This is a genomic window from Ideonella azotifigens (assembly GCF_006519715.1).
Lineage (GTDB): Bacteria > Pseudomonadota > Gammaproteobacteria > Burkholderiales > Burkholderiaceae_C > Ideonella > Ideonella azotifigens.
In genome coordinates, this window is sequence record NZ_VIDT01000920.1 from 1 (window position 1) to 1,783 (window position 1,783).

Annotated in this window: 2 protein-coding genes; one reads left to right on the plus strand and one right to left on the minus strand. The window is 67.1% G+C overall.

The features are described from left to right. The first annotated feature begins 185 nt into the window (after window positions 1-185). Window positions 186-1,253, plus strand: a complete 1,068-nt coding sequence (locus tag FKP22_RS29235) for a TIGR03118 family protein (protein ID WP_141291681.1) — start codon at window positions 186-188, stop codon at window positions 1,251-1,253. A 3-nt stretch (window positions 1,254-1,256) separates the two neighbouring features. Here the strand turns inward: FKP22_RS29235 and FKP22_RS33030 are convergent. Next, window positions 1,257-1,783: TorF family putative porin (locus FKP22_RS33030; RefSeq protein ID WP_445663757.1), on the minus strand; the 527-nt coding region annotated here is incomplete at its 5' end.

Consider the following 1,783-nt stretch of genomic DNA (forward strand, 5'->3'; position numbering starts at 1 on the left):
AGCACGCCGGCAGGCGCCTGGATCAGGAAGTGGCGGCGTGAGCTCATCGGGATCCTGCAGGTGATGAAGCCAAAAATCATACGGTGGCGGCAACCTCCGGCGACAAAGAAATGTGGCGCGGCCTTTGAACCATTGCCGCGCAACCCGGCATTCACCGGCTCCTCACACACATCAGGAGATGAGCCATGTCCTTGCACTCATTGCGCCCCGTCACGATGACCGCGCTGGCCGCGCTGTGCACCCTCGCCCTCGCCGGCACCGCACAGGCCGCCGGCTACGCGGTGCACAAGCTGGTGTCCGACGGCGCCGTGTCCACCCCGCACGCCGACGCGCACCTGAAGAACACCTGGGGCGTGGCCTTTAATCCGTTCGGCTACGTCTGGGTGGCCAACAACCATGACGGCAGCTCCACGCTGTACGACGGCAACGGCGTGCCGCAAAGCCTGGTGGTCAGCGTGCCGGCGGCCAGCGGCAGCGGCATCGGCTCGCCCACCGGCATCATCTACAACGGCTCCAGCGACTTCATCGTCGGCAACGGCACGCTGACCGGCGCCAGCCGCTTCCTCTTCGCCAGCGAAGACGGCGCGATCACCGGCTGGGCGCCCAATGTCGACCAGGGCCACGCGCTGATCGCCGTCACCAAGCCCGGCGCGATCTACAAGGGCATTGCCCAGGCCGCGACCGGCACTGCCAACCAACTCTACGCGACCGACTTCCACAACAACCGCGTCGACGTCTACGACAAGGCCTTTGCACCGGTCACCACCAGCGGCGGCTTTGTCGACCCGGCGCTGCCCAAGCACTACGCGCCGTTTGGCATCCAGAACATCAACGGCAACCTCTATGTCAGCTACGCCCGCCAGGATGCCGACGCCGAGGACGACGTGGCCGGCAAGGGCAAGGGCTTTGTCAACGTCTTCAACGCCGACGGCAAGCTGCTGCGCCACCTGGTGGCCAAGGAAGGCCTGAACGCGCCCTGGGGCATGGCCATGGCACCGGCCAACTTCGGCGAGCTGAGCAACCGCCTGCTGGTGGCCAACTTCGGCGACGGCACGATCTCCGCCTACGACATCGCCACCGGCGCCTTCATCGGCCAGCTCAGCGCCTCCAGCGGCCAGCCGCTGAAGATCCCCGGCCTGTGGGGCATCCAGTTCGGCAACGGCCTGCAAAGCCAGCCGACCAACACGCTGTTCTTCTCGGCCGGGCCGAACGATGAGGCGGATGGTGTGTACGGCGCCATCACTCCGAAGTAAGGCCTAAAAGCTGTACGAAGCGCCCAGCCACACCAAACTGCGGCGCTGGTCGTATGGCGCCGGGAAAGGGCCACTTTTCCCGGTTGCCAGCCAGGCCAGTTGCCAGGCCAGGCCGGTTTCGGTGTGCAGCACCACGCCGAGCCGGCTGTCCACCCGGCGCGCGTCGTCGCGGCCAAGTTGCTGAAGCAAACCGAGGTGGCCGATCAGTTCCAGTGACGGCAGCAACGGCGTGTGCGCGTCCAGCTCGGCATACAGCGTGCGCTCGCGCCAGCCGAAGTATTCCGGCGAGAAGTACAGGCGCAGGCTCCAGGATGGCGCCAGCAAGCCGGCAAAGGCTTCGCCATGGTTGTAGCGGTCGACGCCGGGAGAGGCTTGCACGGCGTGGCTGTAGCTGCCGCCGGCTTCCCAGCGCAGCGCGTCGTTCAGCGCACGGGCGAAGCCTGCGTAGCCCTGCAGCCCGGCCTGGCGCTGCCCCGGCTGCAACTCGATGCTGGTCAGGCTGAGGCCGGCATAGGCGCCGCTGGCGTCGT

What these genes read in the sequence shown, in the direction of transcription:
- FKP22_RS29235 (WP_141291681.1), top strand. Translation starts at nt 186, where the DNA reads ATGTCCTTGCACTCATTGCGCCCCGTCACGATGACCGCGCTGGCCGCG.